Source organism: Pandoraea vervacti (genome assembly GCF_000934605.2).
Taxonomy (GTDB): domain Bacteria; phylum Pseudomonadota; class Gammaproteobacteria; order Burkholderiales; family Burkholderiaceae; genus Pandoraea; species Pandoraea vervacti.
Window position 1 is genome coordinate 3519629 of record NZ_CP010897.2, and the last position, 23042, is coordinate 3542670.

General features: G+C 67.7%; 8 protein-coding genes. 2 read left to right on the forward strand and 6 right to left on the reverse strand.

Annotated features, from left to right (window positions below; translation table 11 throughout):
* Positions 1-84 precede the first annotated feature (84 nt).
* From UC34_RS15465 to UC34_RS15480, 4 genes are all read right to left on the reverse strand, one after another.
* The gene (locus UC34_RS15465) at positions 85-1248 is read right to left on the reverse strand and encodes a GNAT family N-acetyltransferase (protein WP_157123206.1); all 1164 of its coding nucleotides are present in this window, start codon (positions 1246-1248) and stop codon (positions 85-87) included.
* A gap of 100 nt (positions 1249-1348) precedes the next feature.
* Complete coding sequence (locus UC34_RS15470; RefSeq protein ID WP_084070691.1) at positions 1349-2380, reverse strand: ABC transporter substrate-binding protein; 1032 nt, start codon at positions 2378-2380, stop codon at positions 1349-1351.
* Positions 2364-4469, reverse strand: coding sequence for an iron ABC transporter permease (locus UC34_RS15475; protein ID WP_052811081.1), 2106 nt, complete (start codon positions 4467-4469; stop codon positions 2364-2366). The genes UC34_RS15470 and UC34_RS15475 overlap by 17 nt, the downstream gene beginning before the upstream one ends.
* Positions 4459-5349 carry an ABC transporter ATP-binding protein gene (locus tag UC34_RS15480; RefSeq protein WP_084070694.1) on the reverse strand — a complete coding sequence of 297 codons (891 nt, stop codon included), beginning with the start codon at positions 5347-5349 and terminating at the stop codon, positions 4459-4461. Before UC34_RS15480 ends, UC34_RS15475 begins: the two co-directional genes overlap by 11 nt.
* A gap of 127 nt (positions 5350-5476) precedes the next feature.
* Between UC34_RS15480 and UC34_RS15485 the strand changes: the two genes are divergently transcribed.
* Together UC34_RS15485 and UC34_RS15490 are read left to right on the forward strand one after the other, a co-directional pair.
* Positions 5477-8188 carry a penicillin acylase family protein gene (locus UC34_RS15485; protein ID WP_472462590.1) on the forward strand — a complete coding sequence of 904 codons (2712 nt, stop codon included), beginning with the start codon at positions 5477-5479 and terminating at the stop codon, positions 8186-8188.
* A gap of 131 nt (positions 8189-8319) precedes the next feature.
* Entirely contained in the window at positions 8320-10542 is a 2223-nt protein-coding gene (locus tag UC34_RS15490; protein ID WP_044456246.1) for a TonB-dependent siderophore receptor, read from the forward strand.
* Between the two features lie 126 nt (positions 10543-10668).
* On the opposite strand, the gene UC34_RS15495 is transcribed toward UC34_RS15490, so the two are convergent.
* Positions 10669-14880, reverse strand: a complete 4212-nt coding sequence (locus tag UC34_RS15495) for an amino acid adenylation domain-containing protein (protein ID WP_052811083.1) — start codon at positions 14878-14880, stop codon at positions 10669-10671.
* A 91-nt stretch (positions 14881-14971) separates the two neighbouring features.
* Positions 14972-23041, reverse strand: coding sequence for a non-ribosomal peptide synthetase (locus UC34_RS15500; RefSeq protein ID WP_044456247.1), 8070 nt, complete (start codon positions 23039-23041; stop codon positions 14972-14974).
* Position 23042: the final 1 nt, after the last annotated feature.

Consider the following 23042-nt stretch of genomic DNA (forward strand, 5'->3'; position numbering starts at 1 on the left):
GCAGCGGGTGGACTCGCGGCTGTCCACCTGCCCAATATCCACACGGATCTGCCCGCCAGAGGTCACGCATCCCGGCAAACGCACTCACCACGGGGCGTATTGCTCGAAGATCGTCTGACGCTCGAAAGCGATCAGCACCGCCCGTTTGTGGGGGAAATCGAATTCGCGCAGCCGCGCCGCGCCCTGCCCCTGCATGTAGGCGATCCAGCGGTCGTGATCGATGCGCGGTTCACCCACGATTCGCTGGGTGCGGGGATCGTCCAGGAAGATGTAATGGATGATGGAGCGCAGCCAGGCCTCCGTGCGCCCTGGCGACCGAAAACGTGTGGAGCCGACGAGCAGATGAAACCCGCGATCGTAGTCCGCGGCGTCGCAAAACGGCGCAATGCGGTCCTCCTTCGCCCAATACACCTCGAAGTAGGCGAACGGTTCGTCGTCGAAACAGGCGAACAGCGTGACCGTATGCGGGTCGTCGTGCATTTTCTTCAGATACTCGGCGTGCTCCTCCAACGTGCCCGTCTGCTCCCAGAAGTGCGCCACGCTGTCGAGATTCATCCACTCGTGAAAGCGTTCCACGTCGCCGGGCTGGTCGATGGCTCGCAGGCTGAAATGCGTGCCAAGGCGCGCGATGTGGCGTCGATACACCTCGCCCACCGGCTTGGGCGCGCGCAGCGCATGGCGTTTTCCCTGCGTCACGACATACTGCTGCGCCATGCCGGCCGACGACGGACCTCGCAGCCACAGCGCCGGATGCTGCCAGAACGTCTGGCGCGACACATGCAGCACTTGCGCACCGTCGGTTTGCGAGAACCGTTCCCCAACACCGTCGCGCACCGCGCCGACCACCCATGTCGTGTGCAACGCCTCGAACTGTGCGACCGGCCACACCACGCTCGCGTGACGGCAGGCCTTGTGGTGGCAGAAGACGGCGGCCAGCACCGGCAGCAATGCCTGCACCGGAAGATGACCGTCGTGGGGCGCCGTTGCCTGCAACATCATGCCGTCGTCGGCCTCGCTCACGCGAAAGACCGCGACGGGGCGCGCATCGCACCAAAGGGTCAGGTCCTGACCTGCACGCGCGACCGCGTCGTCGGGCCCGCTCGCGTGATAGCGACGGCCATCGGACAGTGTGAGCGCGTAGGGAATGTCGGGGGCATCCAGAGCATCCAATGCCGCCGGGGCCACCGGGGCCGCCGGGGCCGCCGTCGCGTTCGACGTTTTGGCATGCGCCGTCATGGCAATTGACACAATTCGATCTCCTCAAGACAAGCCGGACGCCGCCATGGCATCCGTCAGAATTCACTCACCGAGCTCAGGTGCAACCTCGTACCCGGCTTCACGCCCGGCTTTATGCTCCGCGCTCACTTCGGCTTGATGTACCGAGCGCGGCACGTGAGCGCATGGCAGGCGCCATCGATGTGAACGCGGCGCCGACAAGGCCGGTAATCCGGTCGAGCGACACCGGGCCTCCGAACCCCCACGACGGCGGCAGGAATGCCACCCGCGCGTCTCGCACGGCCGGTAGCGCACGCCATACGGGCAATTGGTAGGCAGGCGCCGCGCCGTTATCGACGACGATCAGCGACCATTCGGGGTGCCGCGCCAGATCGCCGAGCGACAGGTTCACCATCGACTGACGTGCGTCGAGCCAGCCCAACGCGTTGCGCGCGCCGAGATGCCCGATCAGCGCGCCGATCATGTCCTTGTTGTCGTAGGCCCAGAAGTTGCCCCCGCCCGCGTTCGCATTGAGCAGCGCAATCGGCGCGTCGCGAAATCCGTCGCGCAGCGCCATGTCCCGTGCCGCGGCAATACGCGCTTCGCTATGCGCAACGACTTGTGCGGCTGCCTCCACACGCCCCGTCATGCCACCCAGTGCGCGGAAAATCGCGAGCATTCGGTCGAGCGCGTCGCCCTCGCCTTGTGCGGGTTGCACGTTGAAGACGACCGTCGGCGCGATGCGTGCGAGCGCGTCAAACAGGCGCTCATGCCGATAGGCGTAGGCAACGATCAGATCGGGACGCAATGCGGCAATCGCTTCCAGATTCGGTTGCTCGCGCGTGCCGACGGACGCCCCCGCATCGATTCGGTCCGCCCGGTACCTGACCCATTGCGCATAACCCCGCGCATCGGCCACGCCCACCGGCGTGACGTCGAGCGCGAGCAGCGATTCGGTAAACAGAAACTCCAGCGAGACGACCCGTTTTGCATGCGTCGGCAATTCAGGCGATGCGCGGTTGAACAGCCCGCGATAGTGCTGCGCGCGCACGTCGAACGGCACGACGCCGAGCGCCGTCGCGGCACCGGCAACGAGAGACTTCAGGCAGTGGCGGCGCCCCGGCTGACACGGCATGCCTGCGATCGTATTAGCCGGCATGGGCATGCGACCTCAGGAACGTTCGGGAGAGCAGCCAGAGGAACAGCGGCGTGCCGACGGCCGCCGTCACGATGCCCAGCGGCAAGTCGAGCGGCGCAAACAACGTTCGCCCGAACAGGTCGGCCACGCCGAGCAACACAGCGCCCGCCAGCACCGCGACGACGAGCCTGTCGCGGGTGCCGGCCAGTGGCAGCGCGCGCAAGGCGTTGGGGACGATCAGCCCGACGTAGGCCACCGGCCCCACCGTTGCCACTGCGGCCGCCGCCATCGCGCTGGCCAGCACCAGCAAGCCCAGACGCACGCGCACTACCGGCACGCCCAGCGCCTCGGCCGTCTCGTCGCCAAGGCTCAGCAGATCCAGCCATCGCGACGCATACACGGCCAACGGCAGACAGATCGCCAGCCACGGCAACAACGCCCGCACGCCATGCCAGGACTGCCCGTAGCTGCTGCCCACGAGCCAGACCAGCGCCTGCGTGGCATGCACGTGGAACTGCAACACCAGCAGGTTGGATAACGCCGCCAGCAATCCGGCCAGCGCCATCCCCGTCAGGATCACGCGCATGGGGGCCAGTCCCCAGCGGGCGTTCACGCCGAGCACAATGGCGAGCACCGCGGCGCTCGCCGCCCACGCCGCGGGCATCGACCCGCGTGCGGCGGCCTCGGGCGAGACGAGCAGCAGCGCGAGCACGGCCAGCCCCGCCGCCTGATTGACCCCCAGCAACTCCGGTCCCGCCAGCGGATTGCGGCAGGCGCCCTGTAACAACACCCCGCTGCCCGCCAGCAATGCGCCCGCGCCCATCGCAATCAGACTGCGCGGCAGGCGCAAGTCCACCAGCATCCCGGCAGCCGTATGCGGATCGAACACATCGCGCCATTGCCATGTGGACGGCCACGGCAACACGCCCATCGCGAGCGTCAGCCCGGCAAGCGCCATTAGCGCCGCGGCCACCAGCGCGACGATCAGCGCGAGCGAACGCCGGCTCGACGTCCCGCTGGCCGTCGATATCGGGGCCGTCATCTCGGCAGTGCTCGCGGGCAACCCGTAGCGCAACAACAGCAACAGCACCGGGGCGCCGATGACAGCACTCATGACACCGACCGGCAGCGCGCCAAAGCTCACCAGCGCACGGGCGACGGCGTCGGTCACGATGAGCATCGCGCCGCCCCACAACGCCGAGAGCGGAATCAGCCATGCCGGTCGATGCACGCCCATGAGGCGCACGAGGTTCGGCGCCGCCAGTCCGACGAACCCGACCGGCCCCGCCAGCGCGATGGCGATCGCCGACAGCACCGCCGCGAGCAGAATCGCGCCGACACGCACCGCCCCCACGCGCTGCCCGAGCGCTAACGCCTGCGCCTGCCCAAAACGCGCCAGACCGAGCGGGTGCAGCAGTGTCAAAAGGACCGCGGCCGCAGGCAACAGCAACCACATCGCCTCACCGGCGCCGCGCTTGCCGAACTGCTGCAACGAGCCCGTACTCCATTGCACAACGCCCACGGCAGCGCGCGTATATAACGTCAGCGCGACCATGCACAACGCCGAGAGCGCGAGCGCGTTGGCCGCCCCGGCGAGCGTCAGGCGCAACGGCGTGGTACGCGTGCCACCGGCCAACGCAAACGTGAACAGCGCCGCCAGCACACCGCCAGCAAGCATCATCGGCAGCACGGCGAGTCCCGGCACGAGCAGTGCGACGATCAACCCCATTTGCGCGCCGGCCGACACGCCGAGCAATTCGCCGGACGCCAACGGGTTCTGCGTGATCGTTTGCAGCAGCGCTCCCGCCAGTCCGAGGCATGCGCCCGCCGCCAGCCCGGCGCGTATCTGAGGCAGCCATGCGTCGACGAACAGAAGCCACCCGAGCGACGCGCCGTTCGTCGATGGCATCGCCGACGTCGCAAGGGCGCGCACGACCGAACCGAAGCCCGGCCATGCATCGCTCGCCCACGCGTGCACGACCACCGCCAGCGCAAGCGCCAGCCATCCGCCCCACAGCGCGCGCGTGCGACGCCCGTACTGCTGCGGCGCGGCATGCGCAGGCACCGTCAGCCGACGCGTGAGGTTCAGGCTCGCCATGGCGTGCTCAGCTTGCATACCCATCGCCGCCGGCACCGCCTGCGCGTTCCAATATCGGCAGACACATCGGCAAGCCCTGGAAGTCGATGCGCTGCATCGGGGTGGCGAACACGTCCATCAGACGGTCCGGGTTCATGGTTTCGTCCGGCGTACCGGAGAAGACCAGCTTGCCCTCGCGCATGAGCAACATGGCGTCGGAGAACGCCGCGGCCTGATTCAGGTCGTGCAGCACCCATACGACCGTCATGCCGGTTTCCCGGTTGAGCTCACGAATACGCGCGAGGATGTCGATCTGATGACGCACGTCGAGATAGGTCGTGGGTTCGTCGAGCAGCAGCACGTTGCCCTGCTGCGCGAGCGCCATCGCAATGAATGCCCGTTGGCGCTCGCCGCCGGACAACGCGCTCACGTCGCGCGTGGATAGCGCCTCCAGTTCCATCAGGTGCAGGGCACGCTCGATGGCCACGTTGTCGCGCTCGCCAAGCCGCCCGCCCATGCCGGTGTGGCTGTAACGGCCGCAGGCAACGAGTTCGGCGACGGTCATGCCGAACGGCATGCCCGGGGTCTGCGCGAGCAGGGCGATGCGTCGCGCACGCTCGCGCGGGCGCAGCGTGTCGAGCGGCGTGTCGTCGAGCCAGACGCGACCGGCAGCGGGCCTGAGCAACCCGCCGAGGGTGCGCAGCAAAGTGCTCTTGCCGCAGCCGTTGGGGCCGCACAGGGCGCTCACGCGACCGGCGGCGAAAGTCACGTCGACCTGCGTGAGCACGTTTCGCGCACCGACGGCGACATGCAGGCCTTGCGCGCGCAGCGATGCGCCCTCGCCAGGCGTCGGAGAGTCGGTCGCGGGGGAAGCCGGTCTGGCGATGGCTGGATCGGTCGAAATACGGGTATCGGGCATAAGAAGTCCGGAGGTCCGTAGGGTCAAGGGGGGCGCAGGGGGGCCGGAAGCGCACCGTCGCTCGCCTAAACACCGGACCGAGTGGTTCGTCGCTCAAGAGACGTATCACCAACCGGCATATTTACCCATGTCCCGATCGCATCTGCCTTTCCGCCTGCGCTGTGCCTGCTCCGCCTTGGCCCGCTCCGTCGTAGGCGTCGCCCCTCCCCGTTCCCGTTCCCGGTGCTTGCCGTTTCTGACCGCTCGCGCCGGGCTGACGGCGCTTGCCCTGGTCCTCGCCGCCAGCGCACCGGCATCGGCGTTTGCAAAAATCGCTCAACACACCGCTTCCGATCGAGATTCGACGACCGCAAACGTGACGGCGCCTTCCGAGGCCAGCCATGATGCCCCCGACGACGCCGGTTACTCGGCGGACCTGCGTCGCACCGCCGATGGCACCGCCCATGTCCGCGCGAACGACTGGGGCAGTCTGGGCTATGGGTTCGGCTACGCGCAGGCACAGGACAATCTCTGTACGCTCGCCGAGAGTCTGGTGACGTTTCGCGGCGAGCGATCGCTCACGTTTGGGGCAGACAACAGCGTTACCCAACGCACGACCTTCGGCCAACCGAACAATCTCGATGCCGACGTATTCTTTCGCCTGACGTTCGATGCGCCCACCATGGCGCGATATCGTGCGGCCCAATCCGCGCGCAGCCGCGCACTCGCGCAGGGCTTCGCGGCAGGCATCGACCGCTATGTGCATGACGTGCGACAAGGCGCGGATCCCGGCCGTCACGCCGCCTGCCGCGACACCGGCTGGTTGCGCACGCTAGGCGCCGTGACGGAAGACGACATCTACCGGCGGCTCTACGCGGCCACGTTGGCGGCGGGGGCCGCCACCCAAGTCACCGCCATCGCAACCACCCAGCCGCCGACGGCCGGCACTGCGACGACCCTGCCCGACCCCGTGTCGACACTACGGGCAGCACCATCCGTCACCCTGGCTTCACTGAGCGATGCGGGCCTCGGCAGCAACGCAATCGCCTTCGGGGCCGCCCTGACCGCCACGGGCCAGTCGATCCTCTACGGCAGCCCGCACTGGTATTGGGAGGGCCCCGACCGACTCTACCCGGCGCGCCTGACCATTCCCGGCCAGCTCGACGTGTCCGGCGTCGGCATGCTCGGTGCGCCGTTCATCATGATCGGCTTCACCCGGAACGTCGCCTGGACGCACACGGTGTCGAGCGCCCGGCGCTTTGGCCTGATGGCCCTGACCCTCGATCCGTTGGACCCCACCCGCTACCGGCTCGACGACCGTACCGAGGCCATGCAGCGCGTGCGCGTCGACGTGCCGGTGCGCGACGCGCAGGGCAACCCGTCTGTCGTCTCCCGAATCCGTTATCGCACGGCCGATGGCCCGCTCGTCGACCTCTCCGCCCTGTCCCCGGCGCTCGGCTGGACAACGCATCAGGCGATGGTGCTGCGCGATGCGAATGCCGGCAACTTCGGCTTGCTTGAGCACTACTTGCGCATGGCGCAGGCCAGCTCGCTCGACGCATTGGCCGAGCGCATGCGCGTCGACGCCGCCAGTCCATGGGTCAACACCATCGCCATCGGCCGGCGCGATCCGCGCGTGTGGTTCGGCGACATCGGTCCGGCGCCGGGCGTGCCCGATACGCTGGCAACCGCATGTACGGCAAGGCCCGCAGGAGACGCCTTCGCCAGGCAGGCGCCGGGCCTGCCGGTGCTCGACGGCAGCCGCAGCGCGTGCGCATGGCAAACCTCAGCGGACAGCCCGCTGCCCGGCACGCTGGGTCGTCACGCGATGCCGGACATCATGAGCACGACGGTCGTGGCCAACATGAACGACAGCGCGTGGCTCGCCGCGCCCGACGCCGAGTCGAGGTCGCTCGCAGGCGTGCTCGGTCGCCGCAACGCGCCGCTCTCGCTGCGCACGCGCGAAGGTCTGCGTCGTATTGCCGCACTGCGCGCCGCCGGTCCGATCACGACGCAGGCCGTGCGCGAGACGGTGCTGCGCGCCGATCCGTTGTCGGCGCGGCTAGCGCGTGAGGCGCTGCTGGCGCAAGTGTGTACCGGGGCTGACGAGCGCACCCATCGCATCGACGTGACCCTCACGCACGACCCACTCGACGGCAAGCCACTCGCACCGGGCCTGAGCGTGGACATTGCACCGGCGTGCCGCGTGCTTAGCGCATGGGACGGCACCGGCGAGCGTGCCGCGCGGGGCGCCAACCTGTGGGATGCCGTCTGGATCCGGCTCACGGGCGTCGATGTCACAGGACGTCGCGCCTTCGCCGACGCCTTCGTGCCGTCGCAGGCCGCCACCTCCCCCAGTCAGCTCGCCGGTGAGCGCACCGCGCTCTCGCAGGCGCTCGCCGCCGCCGTGCTGCAAATGCAACACGTAGGTCTCGCGCTCGACAGCCGTCGCGACGAAGCGCTTTTCGCGACGCGCGGCGGGCGACGCATCGGTCTTGCCGGGGGATGCGACATCGCGGGCTACTTCTCCATCGTTTGCGCCGACGCGCGCATGGGACCGGGGCGTTACGCGATGGACGCCACGCCGCGCGGCGACACCTATCTGCAGGTCATCTCCTTCCCGGACGATCCCGCGCGGGGCGTAGACGCCACGACACTCGATGCGTCGGGCCCTGCCGACGAGCGCACCGATGCGCGCAACGCCGCCGCACTTCAGGCATGGGCGGACAAGCGTTGGCAAATGGCTCCGTTCGACGAAGCAGATGAGACGAATGAGGTGAATGAGGCGCGCGACATGCTCAGCGTGCAGCACTTGTTTCAATCGGCCCCGGCGTCCCCATCGTCCCCATCGTCCCGGTAGGCGGGGCACGACGATGCCCCCGCGCCTAAATATCCGTTGCCATGGTTCGTCCACTACTCGATAGGCGCCGTCGCCCCGGGGAAACGAGTGCGCACGTCGCCTCAGTTTCCGAAAAACACCAGGAGTCTCAGATGAAGCATTACGGGAGCGTCCTTGGCCGGGGGGCCAGTCGCCAGCCATCGATCCATCGTTCGATCCGCCCGATCCACCGTCATATCGCCATGGCCGCCGGCCTGGCGTTCACACCGCTGACGTTTGGCGGCGGCGCGTGGGCGCAGACCGCCGGCGCGGCGGGCGACGTCGCCCTCGCCCCCACACAGGTGAACGCCGAGCGTGCCGACGAAAACGGCGCCGGTCCGGTCGACGGGATCGTCGCCAGGCGCACCACCACGGGGACGAAGACCGACACGCCGCTCATCGAGAACCCGCAGTCGGTGTCGGTCATCCCGAAAGAGATGATTCAGGATCTGGGAGCCCAGTCGGTCAGTCAGGCCATGCGCTACAGCGCCGGCGTGCTGCCGGACAACGCGGGCTTCGAAACCCGCTTCGACTGGATCAATATTCGCGGCTTTTCGGCGTCCACGCTCGGCATGTACATGGACGGCACTCGCCTGCAATCGGCCACCGAGTATCAGTTGGACCCTTACGGACTGGAGCGAATCGAAATTCTGCGCGGCCCGGCATCGGTGCTTTACGGGCAGAACACGCCCGGCGGCCTGATCAACATGGTCACGAAGAAGCCGCTCGACACTCCGCTGCACGAAATCCAGCTCTCGGCCGGATCCTTCAAGAACAAGCAGGCCGCATTCGACTTCAGCGGCCCGCTCGATGCCGACGGCAAGGTGCTTTACCGCCTCGTCGGTCTGTTTCGCGACAGTAACACCCAGGTCGACTTCACGCCCAACGACCGTATTTACATCGCACCGTCGCTCACCTGGAAAGCCACGGACAAGACCACGATTACGTTCGAGGCGAGCTACCAGCGCGACAAGCTCGGCTTCGGCCAGTTCCTGCCCGCGTCGGGCACCGTGCTGCCCAATCCCAACGGACAGATTCCTGTCGGCCGTTTCGTGGGCGACCCGAACTACGACAACATCAAGCGCGAACAAGTCTTCGCAGGCTATCAGCTCGAGCACCGCTTCAACGATCAGGTCACATTCAGGCAAGCCACGCGCTATTCGTACTTCGACTACAAGGTCGACACGGATGCCTACGGGCTCGGATACGCACCGGGGAGCACCCGGATGATCAATCGCCTGCCGTTCGCGGACTATCGTCAGACGGACGTGGTCACCATCGATAACCAGTTGCAGACGAAGTTCCAGACCGGCCCGCTCTCGCACGTGGCGCTGTTCGGCTTCGATTATTACTACTACAACGAGCATCGCAGCATGCGTCAGGGCGTCGCCAGTGCGGCCAACCAGCTCGACGTCTTCGCGCCGAACTACGGCGCGGCGGTGTTCGGTCTGACGCGTCAGGCGGCCGATACCGACTCGCGCTACACGCAGGGCGGGCTCTACTTTCAGGACCAGATCAAGTACGACAAGTGGTTGCTCACGCTCGGCGTACGTCAGGACTGGGCGGCGCAGAACGTCTACAACCGTCTGACGAACCGCTCGTCGAGTCAGGCGGACTCGCAAGCCACCTATCGTGCCGGTCTGACGTACCTGTTCGACATGGGGCTCGCCCCCTACTTCAGCTACTCCGAGTCGTTCCAGCCGAACGTCGGCGTGGACCGCTTCGGCAACCAGTTCAATCCGTCGAAGGGCAAGCAGTATGAAATCGGCGTGAAGTATCAGCCCAAGGGCTATAACAGCTTCGTCACGCTGTCGCTGTTCGACATCCGTATGACGAACGTGCTCACGCCGGACCCCGCCAACACGGCGTTCTCGGTCACCACGGGCGAGCAGCACTCGAAGGGCTTCGAACTGGAAGCCGTCGGGGAAATCACCGACAACCTGAAGGTGATCGGCTCATACACGAACACCAACATCGTCAACTCGAAGACCAACGATCCGACGCTGCTCGACAAGGTGCCGCCGCAGCAACCGCGCACGGCCGCGGCGCTGTGGGCCGACTACACGTTTCACACCGGCGTGCTCAAGGGATTTGGATTTAATGGCGGTGTCCGCTATGTCGGGCCCACCTACATCGACGCCACCAATACCGCCGGACAGGCGCCGTCGCGCACGCTGGTCGATCTTGGCCTGCACTACCAATACGACAAGCACTGGCGCTTCCAGCTCGACGGCAGCAACATCTTCGACAAGACCTACGTCGTGTGTGTGACGACCTCGCAATGCGCCTACGGTGCGCGTCGCACCATCCTGGGAACCGCGAAGTACAGTTGGTAAGTCAGCAGGTCAGTCAGTCGTTGGCTCGATGCGCTGAGTTAGGCTGAGTTAGGCTGATTTAGGCTGATTTAGGCACCCCGCCCGCCACGCGTGATCCATGCGTGGCGGGCGCACCGCACCCCACCTTCAAGACGCGAGCCGCCAGGCCCCGCCTGCTCTCCCGGAAGTACTCACTTCGCCCAATACACGTGCAACGTCGTCGATCCACGGCTTCGCGCGCGGCAGCTGCATGTGACTCGACGCTACCGTTGCCTCGTAGGCCGGGGGTGCACCGACCGCACGTGCGAGCCGCGCACGATCGACCAAAGCTCGCTGCTCGACCCACCACACATGCACGGGCACGCCAGCCGGACGCATCCGATGCGCATCGGCCAGCGCGCGCAGATGGGCTGTTACACGAAACATGTAGGCAAGCTCGTCACGGCCGAGCGACGCGTAGTCCGCCCCGGCGCCTGGCGCCTCCTCTTGCTCGCCCCGATGCATCGTCAGCGCAGCATCGACGGCAGCGGCAAGCACACCCTCGTCGAGCGGCTTGCCCGCATGCGGCGCCAGCGATTCGCGCAGCCTTTGCGCATCGACCTGCGGCAGGATCGTGACCAGATAGTCGAGCAAGTCGCCCGTCCAGTCGCGCGACGATGGTGATTTCGATGGTGACGGCGATGTCGCCGCATCATCCTCCTGCGGCACGAACGCATCGGCGAGTCCGAGAAAGGCGACGGTTTCGCCATCGGCACGCAGGCGGTCGGCCATCGACAGCGCAATCGGGCCGCCCAGCGACCATCCGAGCAGGTGGTACGGCCCCCGCGGTTGCGCGGCACGAACGGCGTCGACGTAACACGCGGCCATCGCGTCGAGCGACGTGTCCGACCATGCCGGATCGAGCAGCATGCGCGACTGAATGCCGACGACAGGTCGCTGCCCGACGAGCGCCTGCGCCAGTGGCCGGTAATCGAATACCGTTCCCACCGCCGGATGCACACAGAACAACGCGGGCGCCGCCGAGTCGCTGTGATTCAGGCGCACCAGCAGATCGCGACTCGCCTCACGCATGGCGTCCGAGGGCGAAAGCGCCGCGGCCAGCTTCGCTACGGTGCCGTGCTGCATCAGCTCTCGCAACGTGACCTTGAGCGCTGGCGTGCCGCGTTTGAGGCGAGCGATCACTTGCAACGCAAGGATGGAGTCGCCGCCGATTTCGAAGAAGTTGGCTTCACGGCTCACGTGCTCGACCTTGAGCACCGTCTTCCAGACGTCGGCGATATGCGCTTCGAGCGCTTTGCCCGGCGCTGCCTGCGCCACCGCTTCAGCGCGGGAAGATGCCACCGTCGCCGCCACCGTCGTCAGCAATGTGCGGCGATCGACCTTGCCGTTCGGGGTCAGTGGGAAGGCGTCCAGACGTACGAGGCGCGCCGGCACCCACGCAGCGGGCAGCGACGAGGCAAGCGCAGCCTTCACGTCGGCCTCGGTTGCCGCCCCCGTGAAGCAACCCAGAAGTTGCGGCTGCCCACGGGCGTCGCGCTCCACGAGCACGAGCGCATCGCGTACGCCGGCCAGCGCACGCAGCGCGTGGGCCACCTCGCCCGGCTCCACGCGATAGCCACGAATCTTGACCTGATCGTCCGCACGGCCCAGATAAACGATCTCGCCATCCGCCCGACGTTTCACGCGATCGCCCGTGCGATACATCCGCGCCCCGGGACGCCACGGGTCCGGCACGAACCGCTCCGCTGTCCTGGCCGGCTCGCCAAGATACCCACGCGCGAGCGCCACGCCGCCGATGTAGAGTTCGCCACTCACGCCGGGCAGCACGGCGTTGAGATCGTTATCCAGTACGTAGGCGCTCACGTTCGGCAACGGCGCGCCCACCGGCAGCGGGGCATCCTGCGACACGCCGCGATGCGTGAGCACGCCCACGGTCGTCTCCGTCGGGCCATAGTGGTTGAGCACTCGCAGCGACGGGCGAAGCGTGCGCAACAGCGAAAGCAGTTCCGCATCGGCCGCCTCGCCGCCGACGATCAGCCAGTCGCGCGGCAGCACGTCCGGCCCGGCCGCGAGCAGCAGGCCCTTGAGATGGCTCGGCACGATCTTCATCACACCGATATCGCGCATGCGCATCCACTGCGCAAAGCGGCCCGCATCGAAGGCATCGTCCTGCGGCATGAGATGCAGGGGTCGCCCCATCGCGAGCGCGCCGAACAATACGGTGTGCCCGAGGTCGGCGGCAACGGTCGAGACCATTGCCATGCCCGCGTGCTCCGGCAGATCGCTCAGCCGTGACGCTACGCCCTGCACGTAGTTATGCAACGCCCCACGCGCCACGACGACCCCCTTCGGCTGTCCGGTCGAGCCCGACGTGTAGATGACGTATGCCGCTTGCAATGGATGCACGTTGCGGTAGACGACGTCCCCGTCTTCCCCCGAGAGCAACGCCTCGATGGACAGCGTCTCGCACGCCTCGACCTGCGGCAGCGACGCCAGCCCCGGCGCGACGATGAGCGCCCTGGCGCCACTGGCGTCGATCAGTTGTTCCAGGCGCGCGCGCGGCTGCGTCGGGTCCAGCGGCACATACGCTGCGCCGAGTTTCCAGACCCCGAGCATCGACGCCACCCACCCCGCGCTGCGTGGCATCAGCAGCGCCACGCGATCCTCTGCGCCCACGCCCCGCGTCGACAAGGCGTGCGCCACACGATTGGCGTGGGCGTCGAGCGTGCGCCGCGACCAGACGCCATCTTCGCCATCGACGGCGAGCGCGTCGCCGTCCTGTGCAACGCGCGACGCCCAGACAGCCATCCAGTCCCCGGTCTCCCATGCGCGACGCTCTCCTTCCAGCACGGCAAGAGCCTGTTCCCCTAACGACACATCCGCCAGACGATCGCCAGGCGAACGGGTCAGTTGCCCGAGCAAACCATGGAACGCGCGAGCGAGCGGCTCGATGGTGTCGGCATCGAACAGATCCGTCGCGTAGGTCACTGCGATCTGCAGTGTGTCGCCGCGCTCCAGCGTATCGAGTGAAAGATCGAAATGCGAGCTTTGCCCCGCCACAGCCATCGGCTCGATGCGAAGGCCTGCCATCTCCGGCAATGCATCACGCGCGATCTCGTGATTGAACTTCGCCTGAAACAGCGCGTTGACGGCGGCATCGCGGGCCGGTTGCAGCGCGTCGACGAGCTTATCGAACGGCACGTCTGCATGCGCCTGCGCTTCGATGGCCTGCGCACGCATCGTGGCGACGAGACCGGCAAACGTCGCCGTCGGATCGACGGGTACGCGCATGACCTGCGTGTTGACGAAGAAACCGATGAGCGGCTCCGTTTCCAGCTTTGCGCGCCCCGCCACAGGCACACCGACGCAGACGTTGCGCACGCCCGACAGGCGCGCGAGCCAGACACCGTAGGCGGCGAGCAACACGGTGTAGAGCGTGGTATTGCAAGTCCGTGCCAGATCGCGCAAGCGCGCGGTCAATGCGGCGTCAGCCTCCATGACGTAAGTCGCCCCACGGCCGCTCGGCACGGCGGGACGCGCGCGGTCGGTCGGCAATGGCAGCACGGGATGCTCGTCTCCCAGCAGTCCTCGCCAGTAATCCAGCTGGCGCGCCAGCTCCCCGGCTTCGAGCCATCCGCGCTGCCATATCGCGTAATCGGCGTATTGAATCGCCAACGCCGGCAGCGGCGCGACGTGAGCGCCAGCAACGCCTGACGCGTCACAAAAATGCGCGTAAGCGCGCGTGCAGGCTTCGACCAGACGCGTCATCGACCACGCGTCCGCCACGATGTGATGCAGCGTGAGCAACAGCACGTGCTCGTCGGCGGCCAGACGCATCAGGCGCGCGCGCATCAAGGGTGCCGCGTCCAGCGCGAACGGGCGCAGCGCCTCGTCGCGGGCGCACGCCTGCACGCGCGCGTCCTGCTCGGCCCGGCTCCCGGCAGCGCCCTGCCAGTCTTCGTAGTCGATGGAGAACGGCACGTCGGCATGCACGCGTTGCACCGCGCCGTTCGCCCCGTCGTGAAAACTGGTGCGCAGCGCTTCATGCCGCGCGACGATGGCGGCAAAGGCCTGCGAGAGCGCGTCAACATCGAGCTTGCCATGCAGGCGCACCGCCGCCGGAATGTTGTACGCGCCCGTGCCCGGCGAGAGTTGTTCCACGACCCACAGGCGCTGCTGTGCGTACGACAGCGGTGCGTCGCTACCCTCGCGCAGACCGGCGGGAATCGGCAGACTGGCCAGATCGATGCCTTGCTCACGGGCGCGGGTCTGAAACACACGGCGCTTGTCGGCCGGCAAGGCAAGAAAGCGTCGCATCAATGCCGAATCATCGGCGTTGGGGGAATTGGCCAGAGACATCGCGAGTTCCTTCTGTCGAACCACTACCTATCGAAATTGAGAAAGTCTCGCGTCGCCCGTTGTTGAGCGAGCAACGCGAGACCGTGCCCTGTCAGGCCGCGTCCGCCTCGAGATCGCCGAGCAGATCGTCGAGCCGGCGCCGGACACTCGCGTCGAGCGCCGCCGGGGCGGCAGCCGACCACGCCGCGCAGAAGTCCGAGAGCACCGGCGTCTCGAACAACTGGCGCAACGCCACGGGGCGTCCCGACACCGCTTGCAGACGCGCCACCATCTGGGTGGCGAGCAGCGAATGCCCGCCCAGCGCAAAGAAGTTGTCGTAACGCCCGACACGTGCCACGCCCAGCACCGTCTGCCAAATCCGGGCGACGTCAGTCTCCACCCCGTCGGCGGGCGGCACGAAACGGGCGCCCGCCGCCTGCGGGGCAGGCAGCGCGCGGCGATCCAGCTTGCCGTTGGGGGTGAGCGGCAACGCGTCCAGACGTAGCCACTGCCCCGGCAGCATGAACACCGGCACGCGGGTGGCGAGGTGTTCGCGCAGACGCGCCCAGAGGCCTTCGTCATCGGCATCTGTCACGACATACGCCACCAGTTGTTCGCCGAGCCCGTCGTCGCGCACCAGCACGGCGGCGTCGCTTACCTGCGCATGAGCGAGCAAGTGGGCCTCGATCTCGCCGGGTTCGATACGGAAGCCGCGCAACTTCACTTGCTGATCGCCGCGTCCCAGATAGTCGAGCGTGCCGTCCGGCAGCCATCGGACACGATCGCCCGTCTGGTACATGCGCGCCCCGGCTGGCCCCCACGGATCGGGGACGAAGCGCTCGGCGCTGAGCGCCGGACGCCCCAGATAGCCGCGCGCTAGCCCCTGCCCACCGACGTAGAGCTCGCCCGGCACGCCCATGGGCACCTGCGCCAGTGACGCGTCGAGCACGCGCCACGCGATGTCGGGCAACGCCTCGCCAACCGGCGAGTGGCCGATGCCGGGCTCAGGCGATACCACGCCGAAGCTGACATAGATGGTCGTCTCCGTGGGGCCGTACATATTGACGATGCGGGTCTGCTGGCCAAAGCGCGACCACCACGGCGCAAGCCGACGCGGCGCAAGCGCTTCGCCCGCCAGCACGATGTGGCGCAACGTCGTCTCCGACGCCGCCTCCGGCAACGCGGCGAGAAGCTGATAGAACGCTGACGGCGTCTGGCACAGCACCGTCACCCGCTGCTGCTCGATCATCTGCCATAGCGCCTGCGGCTCGCGGCTGGTGTAGTACGGCACGACAACGAGTCGTCCGCCATGCGAGAGTGCGCCGAAGACCTCCCAAACCGACACGTCGAACGCATAGGAGTGGAACATCGTCCAGACGTCGTGCGCACCAAAGCCGAACCGGTCTTCCGTCGCATGCAGCAGCCGCATCAACTGGCGATGCGCGACCTGCACGCCCTTGGGCCGCCCCGTCGATCCCGAGGTGTAGATGACGTAAGCCAGCTGATCGACGTGAACCGCCACGTCCGGCGGTGTTTGCGGCAACGTCGTGTCGCGCGCCAGCGCGTCGATGCTCAGGCTGTGCGGCGGTAGCCACACGGGCGCGCCGAGCGCGGCCTCGGTGACGACGACCTCGATGCCGGCGTCTTCGACCACGTATCTCAACCGCTCGTCCGGATAGGCAGGATCGAGCGGCACGTAGGCGGCCCCCGCCTTCATCACCCCAAGCATGGCGACGATCAACTCGACGCGACGCGTCAGCGCAATGCCAACGCGATCCTCGCTCGCTACGCCCCGGCGCAACAATGCATGGGCCACGCGATTCGCCTGCGCTTCGAGTTCGGCGTACGTCAGCGAACGCTCCCCGTCGGTCACCGCAATGGCCTCCGGCTGCGTATGCGCGAAGGCGGCGATGATCCGGTCGACGGTCGTCGTCACCGCGAAGGTGTGGCAGGGTCCACGCGACGACTCGCCCGCGGAATCGGACGCATGAAGAACAATGTCGGCAACGCGCAGATTCGTCGCGCTCGGCGGCGCGCAAAGCTGGCCGAGCAGGTCGTGCAGTTGCGTCCAGAGGCGCTCGATGGCGCCGTCGTCGAAGTGTTGCCGGTCGTAGCTCATGCGGACATCGATGGTCTCGCCCGACGCAATGCCCACGGTGAGTGGGTAATGGGTCGTCTCCACGTTCACGATCTCGCCAAAACGCAGCGCCTGCGCGCCCTGCGTACGTAGCGCCCGGTCCACCGGGTAGTTCTCGAAGACGATGAGCGAGTCGAACAGCGCCTGCCCCGGCCAGCCGACCCAACGCTGAATGTCGTAGAGCGGGGTGCTCTCGGCTTCGCGCAGCGCGAGGTTGTCTTCCTGCAAGCGGTGCAGCCAGTCGTCGAGCCCGTCGGAGGGTCTGGGGCCCTGCACCACGGGCAACGTGTTGATGAAGAGTCCCATCATGCGCTCGGCGCCGGGAAGCTCGGCGGGACGCCCCGAGACGGTCACGCCGAAGCAGACGTCCCGCTTGCCGGTATAACGCTGGAGCAGCAGCGTCCATGCGCCCTGCACCAGCGTGTTGAGCGTCAGACGTCGGCTTCTGGCCGCGCGCTGCCATGCCTGAGCGTCGGCGGCCTCGATGCGGAAGGTGCGCTCGCCGTGCCCCCGCGCCGGCGGCAGCGTGCGCAGCACGGCCTCATGCAATTGCGTCGGCGATTCGAAGGCGGCCAGTCGCTCGCGCCAGAACGATTCGCCGTCCTGCGGCGCGTGAGTCGCCAGCCATGCGATGTAGTCGCGGAATCGGGGCACGTTCCCATGCGCCTCGGGCACGCCGTGCACGCCGGGCACGTTGGATGTACGCGTCCCGTCCAACGAATCCGATGTGCCCGACACCGATGTCAGATACGCCTGAAGAATTTCACCGATGAGCTGGGCGCTGCTCCAGCCGTCTAGCAGCACATGATGCAGTGTCCAGATCAGTTGCCACGTGCCCCCGGCAGCGTCGCTCACGTGCACCAGGGCCACGCGCTGCAACGGCGCGCTCGCGAGATCGAATCCCTTGGCACGCTCTTCGTCGGCGAGCGCCGTCAGGACGCCCTCGCCTTGCTGCGCGACGCGCGCACGCCAGTCGAACACGCGCAGCGCCTGCGGCACCTCGCGATGCACCCGTTGCAGCGGCGGCGCGCCGTCTCGCCAGACGAAGCTCGTGCGCAGAATCGCGTGACGGCGTACCGCCGCTTGCCATGCCGCAGCGAAAGCATCGACTCGCAGGCCTTCTAGACGGATCTGAAGCTGATTGACGTATGAGGCGCTACCCGGCGCCAGACGCGCATGAAACACCATGCCCTGCTGCATTGGCGACAAGGGATACACGTCTTCCAGCGTCGCGGCGGGCACGCCCAGTTCGGCCAGCTCGCCCTCTGTGAGATCGGCCAACGGGAAGTCGGCCGCGCTCGTAAGCGGCGCGTCGAGGCTTGCGTTCACGAGCGCCCCGAGCGCCGTCTGCATGCGGGCAGCGAGCCCGGAAATCGTTGCCTCGTGAAAGCGCTCGCGCGAGAAACGCCATTGCAGTCGCAGGCAACCGTTGGCGATGGCGCCGTCGACCGACAGCCAGTTGCCGAGCGGCGCCGAAGCGTCCCGGGCATCCCCCGCCGGGGCGTCGCTCGGCGCAAAGCGCCCGTCGGCGAATCCGGCGTCGATACGTCCGAGGTAGTTGAACGTGATGCGCCCCTGTGGCAACGCGGCCAGCGTCCGCCGCGCTTCGGCGTCGCCGTGGTACCGGAGCGCCCCGAATCCGAGGCCGGCGCGCGGGACCGCTCGCCACATCCGCTTGAGCGCGAACAGCGTCTCGCGCGGGGACGCCGAGACGTCGACCGCCAGCGGATACACCGACGTGAACCAGCCCAGGGTGCGCGTGAGATCGAAGGCCTCCATGCCGGGCAACGCGTCACGGCCATGGCCTTCCACACACAGGGCGACACGCGACGCTCCCGTCCACTCGCCCACGGCTTGCGCCAGTGCGGCGACGAGCAGTTCATGAATTCGCGCCCGTTCGTTGGCGGCGTTCAGCAGACGACGCGTTGCGTTCGCGTCGAGCGCAACGGTCACCTCCGTGGCCTCGGCCTGCCGGTCGCCGCTCAAGGGTGTCGCATCCACCGGTAGCGTGCCGTGTGCGCCTTGCAGGGATTCCGTCCAGAACTGCACTTCCTTCGCCGCCTCGGGCGACGCGGCCCAATCGCGCCAGTATGTCGTCCATGCGCCGTATGACGAGCCGTTTTCCGCCAGCACGATGGGCTGCCCGGCGTCTCGCTGCGCGAGCGCACGCTGCAAGTCGCCGAGCAGGATGCGCCACGAGACCCCGTCGATGGCGATGTGGTGACACACAAGCAGTAATCGCTGCCCGCCGCTTGCGAGATTGATCAGCGCGGCGCGCAGCAAGGGGCCGTCCGACAACGATAGTCCGCGTTGCGCTCGCTGCGCGGCCGCAAGTGCCTGCGTCTCATCCGCCGCATCGACGATCTCCAGCCCGACGAGCGCTGTATCGTCAGACGCCCCATCTTGCCGCCACTGCCGCCATTCGCCGCCCGTTTGCCGATATCGCATTTGCAGCGCGTCATGGTGCCTGGCGACCGCGTGCAGCGCGTCGCGAAGCATCGCGCCATCCAGCGCACGGCCGACATCGCGAACGTCAAACTGCACCCACTGATTCCAGTGATCGCGATGCGCGACGGGTTCAGCGAAGAACCACGACTGGATCGGCAGCAGAGGCGCGTCTGGGTCGATAGCGGGGTTGATAGCGGGATCGATAGCGGCGCGGATGCCGGGGGCATCCACAGACGTCGCGGATGGCGCGGCCTTCGCCACCACAGCGGCAGCGGCGAGTTCGGCCAGCGTCTGGTGCCTGAACACGTCGCGCACCGTGATACGCCAGCCCGATTCACGCGCACGGCTCACCAATTGGAGCGCGATGATGGAGTCACCCCCGAGCGCGAAGAAGTTGTCGCCCCGGCCGACCTGCCCGGCACCGAGCAGTTGCCCCCAAATGACGGCCAGCTCGGCCTCGGCGCCCACACGTGGCGCTTCGGCGCTCGCGCTTTGCCACCCCGGCTCGGGCAACTGCTTGCGGTCGAGCTTGCCGTTGACGAGCTTGGGCAGCGCGTCGAGGACCAGCACCTGCGCGGGCACCAGATAGGCGGGCACGCGCGCGGCGAGCGCCTGACGCAGTCCTTCGCCGAATTCGGACGCAGCGACACCGACAGGCGGCGTCGCGCTCACGTGGGCCACGAGTTGCACGCCCGCCGGCCCCTGCGCCGTGCCAACCACCGCTTCGCGCACGCCCGTGAGCGCGAGCAACTGGGCTTCGACTTCCCCCGGCTCGATGCGGAACCCGCGCACCTTGAGCTGCTGGTCGCGGCGTCCCAGGTATTCGAGCGTACCGTCGCTCAGCCACCGCACGCGATCGCCCGTGCGATACATGCGCGCCCCCGGCGCGCCCCAGGGATCGGGCACGAAGCGCTCACCAGTCTGCGCGGCGCGTCCGAGATAACCGCGCGCCACGCCTTCGCCGCCGAGGTACAACTCGCCTGCCACGCCGACCGGCACCGGTTGCAGACGGACGTCGAGCACATAGCCGCGACGCTGCCCCACGAGCGTTCCGATCGGCGCGTAGGGCGTCGGGCTTTGCATGCCCGCATGCGCCGTCCAGTTCACGGGCGTGACGACGGTTTCCGTCGGCCCGTAGCCGTTGAGCAGGCGCACCGGCTCAAGCGTGCGCATGACGAGCGCGAGCGTGTCGCGCGAGAGCGCCTCGCCGCCGCAGGAGTAGATCAATCCGGGCGGCACCGCGCCCGGATGGGCTTCGACCCACTGCGCAACATGGCGCAGCAACGCCGTGGGCAGCCCGGCGTTCGTGACACGTCGCGCGACGATCTGTTCGCAGATTTCCTCGGGCGTCCACTGGCGCGGCCCGCGCAGCACGACGCATGCGCCGTGCGAGAGTAACGTCAGCCAGCGCTCATGCGCGCCGTCGAACGAGAGCGACGCCACATGCAGTTCGCGAAACGCCGGCGTCATGCCAAAGAGACCGGCGATCGCACGGCAATGCATGGCGAGGGGACCGTGCGGGACGGCAACGCCCTTGGGCCGCCCCGTGGAGCCGGACGTGAAGATTACATAGGCAAGTTGTGCGGGATGCAACGCGGGCAGCGCCGCGGCGGACGCGCCGGTCGATGCGATGATCGCCATGTCAAACCCTTTGACGCCCGGGGGCAGGCGATCCATTCCGTCAGCGTCGGTGATCACGTGCGCAATGTCGGCATCCGCGCACAGTTCGGCCACGCGCTCGTCCGGATGGTCGACGTCCAGCGGCACATAGGCCCCGCCGGCGCGCAGCACGCCCAGCATTGCCACGAGCGCATTGACCGAGCGCGCAAGGCGCACACCGACACGCGTTTCGGGTCGCCACTGCCCCGCGAGCAAGTGCGCCGCGACGGTGTCCGCGCGACGCAGCAGTTCGCCGTAGGTCAGCACCTCGTCATCACACTCGATGGCGCGCGCATCCGGTCGCTGCGCCGCATGCGATGCAATCATGCCGGGCAGCAGACGGTCGTCGGTCGGGGACATGGCCTCCGGCGCCCCCCAACGCGCGATGGCCGCGCACTCGGCGGCGTCGGCGAGCGGCAGGTCATACAGCGGTGCCGACGGTTGGGCGATCTGTGCCGCAAGGAGCGTTTGCCAGTGCGCGCAGATGCGTTGCGCCGTCTGCGGGAAAATGACGTCGGTGGCATATCCCAGCCCGCCCGCGAGCGTGCCGTCCGGCAATTCGACGATCCCCAGATCGAGGTCGAACTTTGCCTGTGTCGTCTCGGCCTCGAGCACCGTGGCCGTCACCCCGGGCAATTGCAGCGCCGCAGTTGCCTGACGCCGCTGGTGGTTCACCATGACCTGAAACAGCGGGCTGTGACTCAGACTCCGGGCCGGGGACAGACGCTCGACGACCTGTTCGAACGGCACATCGGCGTGACGCTGTGCGTCGAGCAGCGTGTCGCGCACTTGCGCGAGCAACGCCGCAAATCCGGCCGTCAGATCCACTTGCGTGCGCACCACGACCGTGTTGACGAAACAACCGACAACGCGCTCGAGCGCCGTACGGCTGCGGTGACTGACCGGCACGCCGACACGAACGTCGACGGTGTCCGGAGGGACATCGTCCGCGTCATTCGTGTCCCGGTGACCCTGCCCGGCGGCGTAGCGCGCGAGCAATGCCTGAAACGACGCCAGCAGCACCGCAAACGGCGTTGTCCGTGCCTCGCGCGCCATGGCTCGCACACGTTGCGCGAGCGGTTCGGGCAACGTGAAAGCCACGCGCCCGCCCTCGCCATCGCGTTGGGCCGGACGCTGACGGTCCAGCGGCAAGGGCAGCAGATCGTCCGCACCGGCCAGTTGCGTCGCCCAGTAGTCGAGTTGCCCGGCAAGCGCATCGCCGCCCAGGCGCAGGCGTTGCCAGATCGCATAATCGCCGTAGGTCGGCCCGCTCGCAGGCGCGACCGGGGTCTGGCCGTTGCGCACGCGCGCGTAGTCCCGGGCGATCTCGTCGATCAGCACCTCCAGCGACCCACCGTCCGCAATCAGGTGATGCAGCGTGAGCACGAGCACGTGGCGATCGGGCGCCGTGCGCAGCAGCGTCGTGCGCACCAGCGGCCCGCGCGTCAGGTCGAACACTTCACGGCTGACCTTCGCTAGCGCCTCGCTTACGTCAGCCTCGTCGGCGCGGTCAGCCTCGTGCGCGCCGTCTGCCCCGTCGGACAGGGACACGACATCGAGCGGCACGTCGACGTGTGCATGCACGTGCTGCATGAGCTTGCCGTCCTCTAGCGCGAACGTCGTGCGCAGTGCGGCATGGCGGGCGACGGCGGCGGCGAAGGCCCCCGCCAGCGCCGTCGTATCGAGTGCGCCGTCCAGTTGCACGGCGCCGGTGATGTGATAAGTGTCGTGTCGCGCGTCCAATTGCAGCAACGTCCACATGCGCTGCTGCGCGAACGAAGCGGGCGCTCGCTCGCCCTCGTGCCCTTCTACGGGTTGTACCCACCCTTCAAGCGGAAGGTGCTCGCGCACGGCCACGCCCTTGCGCTCGAGCAGCGCGATCATCGCTTGCCGTTGCGCGGGGGCCAGGCGCGCGAGCGTCGTTTGAATATCGTCCATG

Bases quoted from the DNA above. Each gene is read 5' to 3' on its own strand.
- UC34_RS15495 (WP_052811083.1), bottom strand. From the start codon at position 14,880: ATGTCTCTGGCCAATTCCCCCAACGCCGATGATTCGGCATTGATGCGA.
- UC34_RS15480 (WP_084070694.1), bottom strand. From the start codon at position 5,349: ATGCCCGATACCCGTATTTCGACCGATCCAGCCATCGCCAGACCGGCT.
- UC34_RS15485 (WP_472462590.1), top strand. From the start codon at position 5,477: ATGTCCCGATCGCATCTGCCTTTCCGCCTGCGCTGTGCCTGCTCCGCC.
- UC34_RS15500 (WP_044456247.1), bottom strand. From the start codon at position 23,041: ATGGACGATATTCAAACGACGCTCGCGCGCCTGGCCCCCGCGCAACGG.
- UC34_RS15470 (WP_084070691.1), bottom strand. From the start codon at position 2,380: ATGCCCATGCCGGCTAATACGATCGCAGGCATGCCGTGTCAGCCGGGG.
- UC34_RS15475 (WP_052811081.1), bottom strand. From the start codon at position 4,469: ATGCAAGCTGAGCACGCCATGGCGAGCCTGAACCTCACGCGTCGGCTG.
- UC34_RS15490 (WP_044456246.1), top strand. From the start codon at position 8,320: ATGAAGCATTACGGGAGCGTCCTTGGCCGGGGGGCCAGTCGCCAGCCA.